Annotated in this window: 5 protein-coding genes; 4 read left to right on the plus strand and 1 reads right to left on the minus strand. The window is 62.9% G+C overall.

What is annotated here, in order from left to right; translation table 11 throughout:
* Positions 1–267: 267 nt before the first annotated feature.
* A complete protein-coding gene (locus EOA23_RS31025) occupies positions 268–657 on the minus strand; it encodes a hypothetical protein (protein ID WP_127306918.1) in 390 nt (129 codons plus the stop codon).
* 304 nt (positions 658–961) lie between these two features.
* On the opposite strand from EOA23_RS31025, the gene urtA reads away from it, so the two are divergent.
* The 4 genes from urtA to EOA23_RS31045 form a co-directional block, all read left to right on the plus strand.
* On the plus strand, positions 962–2,272 hold the full coding sequence (gene urtA, locus EOA23_RS31030; protein ID WP_127306919.1) for an urea ABC transporter substrate-binding protein: 1,311 nt from the start codon (positions 962–964) through the stop codon (positions 2,270–2,272).
* Positions 2,273–2,378: 106 nt separating this feature from the next.
* Positions 2,379–3,995 carry an urea ABC transporter permease subunit UrtB gene (urtB, locus tag EOA23_RS31035; RefSeq protein ID WP_127306920.1) on the plus strand — a complete coding sequence of 539 codons (1,617 nt, stop codon included), beginning with the start codon at positions 2,379–2,381 and terminating at the stop codon, positions 3,993–3,995.
* On the plus strand, positions 3,992–5,215 hold the full coding sequence (gene urtC, locus EOA23_RS31040) for an urea ABC transporter permease subunit UrtC (RefSeq protein WP_127306921.1): 1,224 nt from the start codon (positions 3,992–3,994) through the stop codon (positions 5,213–5,215). Before urtB ends, urtC begins: the two co-directional genes overlap by 4 nt.
* 6 nt (positions 5,216–5,221) lie before the next feature.
* Positions 5,222–5,444 (plus strand): ATP-binding cassette domain-containing protein (locus tag EOA23_RS31045; RefSeq protein WP_127306922.1); only part of this gene is annotated, 223 nt, incomplete at its 3' end.

The following is a 5,444-nucleotide window of genomic DNA, read 5'->3' on the forward strand; positions in this document are numbered from 1 at the left end:
GTTCACCAGCGGCGCGGCGGAGAACCCGACGCTGACCATCGTGACACTGGCGATCCGTCAGGCCGACTACATCGCGGCGCAGATGTCGGCCAAGACCATCTGAAGCGGTTCGGCGTTACCGCCGACCCGCTCCAGCTATTTTTTGTTTGACGCAATTCCGGACGAAAAACCGCTAAGCACTTTTCCTGGAATTGCGTTCATCCTCCCGACTGCCTGCTGGCGCGGAATCCTAATCGGTTCCGCGCCTTTTTTGTGTGAAGCCGGACGTTATCTTCTGGTGCAGGTCGAGGCGGTGAAGGCGCCGTCCTGCTGCTTCATGATGATGTCGAAGGAGGGGCCGCTCGGGTCGTCGAGCGTCGCCTGGGTCATCGAGATCGAGTTGCCGCCGCTGGTGTAGCCGCCGAGCGGGCCAAGCCAGGTGATCTCGCCATTGGGGTTCATCTGGTAGTCGTAGGCTTGCGGCGTGGCGCCGAAGGTCACCGGCCCGCTATAGAGGTTGCCCTTGATGGTGATCACGCCAAGATCGAGGAACAGGCCGAGCAGGTAGACCTCGCAGTGATAGGCGCCGTCGGGCAGCTTGCCGTCGGTGAAATCGGCTTGCGCGCTGCCGGCGGCGGACAGCAGAAGCAGGAAGCTCAGGATCGTTCGCAGGGTCATGACGTCGCTCGTTTGCGCGGCGACCTTGCCCTACTTTACCATGGCCCTGCAACAGGACCGATCAGCCAGTCTTTGCGCGCCTGATGAATTTTAAGGCAGTTTTGCCATTTGGGCAGAATCTAGGCAGCGCTGCGTAAACTTTTCTCACTTGGTCGCGGGACGGCAGATCGAAAAATTTCCCGGCTACTGGTTAACCGGCTGTAATCGCATCGTTATCCCGCAATTCCGTTGCGCGCATTCCCGTCTGGCACGTCGCTTGCACAGTCTATGATGCGGTGCAAACACAAGCTTGGGAGCGTGTCATATGAGGGGTAACTTCGCGAAAATAACAAAGATCCTGTCGGCGGGCGTCGTCGCGGCTGGCCTGCTGGCGTCGGCTTCCGCCAAAGCGGCGGAAGACACGATCAAGGTCGGTATTCTCCATTCGCTGTCGGGGACCATGGCGATTTCGGAGACGACGCTGAAAGACGTCATGCTGATGCTGATCGACGAGCAAAACGCCAAGGGCGGCCTGCTCGGCAAGAAACTGGAAGCCGTGGTCGTCGACCCGGCGTCCAACTGGCCGCTGTTCGCGGAGAAGGCGCGCGAGCTGATCTCGAAGGACAAGGTCGCGGCGGTGTTCGGCTGCTGGACCTCGGTGTCGCGCAAGTCGGTGCTGCCGGTGTTCTCGGAGCTCGACAACATCCTGTTCTATCCCGTCCAGTATGAGGGCGAGGAGAGCGAGCGCAACGTCTTCTACACCGGCGCTGCGCCGAACCAGCAGGCCATTCCGGCCGTCGATTACCTGATGAGCGCCGATGGCGGCTCGGTGAAGCGCTGGGTGCTCGAGGGCACCGACTATGTCTATCCGCGCACCACCAACAAGATCCTCGAAGCCTATCTGAAGTCGAAGGGTGTGCCGGCCGAGGACATCATGGTCAACTACACGCCGTTCGGCTTCTCCGACTGGCAGACCGAGGTCTCGGCGATCAAGAAGTTCGGCTCGGCCGGCAAGAAGACCGCGGTGGTCTCGACCGTCAACGGCGATGCCAACGTTCCGTTCTACAAGGAACTCGGCAACCAGGGCATCAAGGCCGAGGACATCCCGGTCATGGCCTTCTCGGTCGGCGAGGAAGAGCTCGCCGGTCTCGACACCAAGCCACTGGTCGGCCATCTCGCCGCCTGGAACTATTTCGAGAGCGTCAACACGCCCGACAACAAGAAGTTCATCGCCGACTGGCACAAGTTCATCAAGAACAACAAGCGCACCACCAACGACCCGATGGAAGCTCACTATATCGGCTTCAACATGTGGGTGAAGGCGGTCCAGAAGGCCGGCACCACCGATCCGGACAAGGTCATCGACGCCATGGTCGGCGTTTCGGTGCCGAACCTGACCGGCGGCTATTCGGCGATGATGCCGAACCACCACATCACGAAGCCGGTGCTGATCGGTGAAATCCAGGCCAATGGCCAGTTCCAGACGGTCTCTAAGACGCCCGGCCTGGTGATGGGCGACGAATGGTCCGACTACCTGCCCGATTCCAAGGACCTGATTTCCGATTGGCGCGCGCCGCTCAGCTGCGGCAACTTCAATGTCAAAACCGGCAAGTGCGGCGGCAAGGGCACGAACTGATCCTCCCGGGCTGGACCATCAGGTCCGAGCCCAAGACCGCGCGCGTCCGGATGGTTTCCTCCACCGTCCGGACGCCCATTAAACCCTCAAGGGTCGCCAAATACCGATGAAGATTTTCCGTGCGATTGGCCTCACGCTTTTGTTCCTGCTGACGACGCTGTCGTCCTCGGGCGCTGCGGAAGCCGATCTGCGTGCCATCATCGCCAAATTCGCGACAGCTGCGGACTTTTCCGAGACTGGAGTTATCGTTCGCGAGTTGTCAGCCACAGGCGATCCGGCTGTCGAACGGCCGCTTGCTGCATTGGCGGAAGGCAATCTTTACATTCGCGCCGCCGACTCGATGGTGTTTGTCGGCAAGGAAGGCAGCGACAGCATCCAGCTTTTCGACCCGCTGAGCGGCGAGGCAGCGGGCGAGGCTTCCGCAGATGACTTGACCCAGATTGGCGTCAACAACACCTTGCGCCGCACCATCCGCGATGCATTGGGCACGCTGACGCTTGGTTCCAAGGATCCGACTGTCCGCATCGCCGCCGCCGACACTATGTTCAAGACACCTGATACTGCGAACATCGAGCCGCTCGACGCGGCGATCGCCAGTGAAACCGTGGCGAGCGTCAAGGCTTTGCTGGAGCAGGCGCGTGGCGCTTCCATACTGGTTTCGGACAAGCCCGATACGGACAAGCTCGCCGCAATTGCCTTGATCGGCGCCCGCGGCGACCGCGACGCGCTCTCGCTCCTCACCTCCGTCGAGGCCAACGCCTCCGGAACGGTCAAGGAAGCGGCGACGGCCGCAATCGCGAGTATCAATTCGACGCTGGCATTGTGGGATGCGGGGCAGAACATCTGGTACGGCATCTCGCTCGGATCGGTGCTGCTGCTCGCCGCAATCGGCCTCGCCATTACTTTCGGCGTGATGGGCGTCATCAACATGGCGCATGGCGAGATGGTCATGCTCGGCGCCTATACCACATTCGTCGTCCAGCAGGTGATCCGCACCTCGTTTCCCGGCCTGTTCGACTGGTCGCTGGTGATCGCGCTGCCGCTCGCCTTCCTGGTCGCGGCGCTTGTCGGGCTCGCGATCGAGCGCGGCATCATCCGCTTCCTCTATGGCCGTCCGCTGGAGACGCTGCTGGCCACCTGGGGCGTTTCGCTGATCCTGCAGCAGGCGGTGCGGACCATTTTCGGGCCGACCAACCAGGAGGTGGGCAACCCGTCCTGGATGTCGGGTTCGTTCGATATCGGCCAGCTCGCGATCACCTGGAACCGGCTGTGGATCCTGGTGTTCGCGCTAGCGGTGTTCGGCGTCCTGCTCTACGTCATGAAGCGCACGCCCTGGGGGCTGCAGATGCGCGCCGTGACCGCCAACCGGCGCATGGCGGCCTCCATGGGCATCAAGACACCTTGGGTGGACGCGCTGACCTTCGCGCTGGGCTCCGGCATTGCGGGCATCGCCGGCGTGGCGCTCAGCCAGATCGACAACGTGTCGCCCAATCTCGGCCGCGGCTACATCATCGACAGCTTCATGGTCGTGGTGTTCGGCGGCGTCGGCAATCTGTGGGGCACGCTGGTCGGCGCCTTCTCGCTCGGCATTGTCAACAAGTTCCTCGAACCCTATGTCGGCGCGGTGCTCGGCAAGATCGTCGTCCTGGTGCTGATCATCCTGTTCATCCAGAAGCGCCCGCGCGGCCTGTTCGCGCTGAAGGGCAGGGCGGTGGAAGCATGATCGCGCAGCGCTTCTTTTCCGCCGACCACCGCATTGCCATTACGGTCGTCGCGCTGCTCGCGGCAGCCACCATCGTGCCGCTGCTCAACCTCGCGGTGTCGCCGCAAAGCGCTTTCTACATCCCGCCCTACATCGTGGCGCTGGTCGGCAAATATCTCTGCTACGCACTGCTGGCGCTCGCGCTCGATCTCGTCTGGGGCTATTGCGGCATCCTTTCGCTCGGCCACGGCGCCTTCTTCGCGCTCGGCGGCTATGCGATGGGCATGTATCTGATGCGCCAGATCGGTTCGCGCGGCGTCTACGGCAATCCGATCCTGCCCGACTTCATGGTGTTCCTGAACTACAAGGAGCTGCCCTGGTTCTGGTACGGCTTCGACCATTTCTGGTTCGCGGCGCTGATGGTGCTGGCCGTGCCCGGCCTGCTTGCCTTCGTGTTCGGCTGGTTCGCCTTCCGCAGCCGCGTCACCGGCGTGTATCTGTCGATCATCACCCAGGCGATGACCTATGCGCTGCTGCTCGCCTTCTTCCGCAACGACATGGGGTTCGGCGGCAACAACGGCCTGACCGATTTCAAGGACATTCTCGGCTTTAGCGTGCAGGCGGACGCGACACGCTCGGCGCTGTTTGCGGCGAGCGCCGTCACGCTCGCGCTTGCCGTCTTCGTGACCGCGGCCATCGTGCGTTCCAAATACGGCAAGCTGCTGATGGCCGTGCGCGACGCCGAGAGCCGCACCCGCTTCCTTGGCTGGCGGGCGGAGAACGTCAAGCTCTTCGCCTTCACCGTCTCGGCAATCATGGCCGGCATCGCCGGCGCGCTCTACGTGCCGCAGGTCGGCATCATCAATCCCGGCGAATTCGATCCGGCGAACTCGATCGAGGTGGTGATCTGGACCGCCGTCGGCGGGCGCGGCACCATCGTCGGCCCGATCATCGGCGCGCTGCTCGTCAATGCCGGCAAATCCTGGTTCACCGGCGTGCTGCCGGAATTCTGGCTGTTCGCGCTGGGCGGGCTGTTCGTCGCGGTCACGCTGCTGCTGCCCAAGGGCATCGTGGGCATGTGGGACGGCTGGCGCGGCAGGGCCAAGGCGCTGCGCGCGGCCTCACTTGCCGCGGAAGCCGGCGCCGATCCAGAGATGCCGCAGCCGAAGATCGTTCGCTCCGCGGCACAGACGCCGGGCGCCTGGTCGACCACCGGGTCCGAGCCGCAGCCGGCGGAGTGAGCGAACATGAACAAGTCGAACACCATCCTTTATCTCGACGGCGTCTCGGTTTCCTTCGATGGCTTTCGCGCCATCAACAACCTGTCGCTGGTGCTCGACAGGGGTGAGATGCGGGCGATCATCGGGCCCAACGGCGCCGGCAAGACGACGATGATGGACATCGTCACCGGCAAGACCCGGCCGGACGAGGGCGAAGTCTTCTTCGACGGCCAGGTCAATCTCACCCGCC

Origin of the sequence: Mesorhizobium sp. M2A.F.Ca.ET.042.01.1.1, from assembly GCF_003997405.1 — a bacterium.
In the GTDB taxonomy this organism is placed as follows: Bacteria; Pseudomonadota; Alphaproteobacteria; order Rhizobiales; family Rhizobiaceae; genus Mesorhizobium.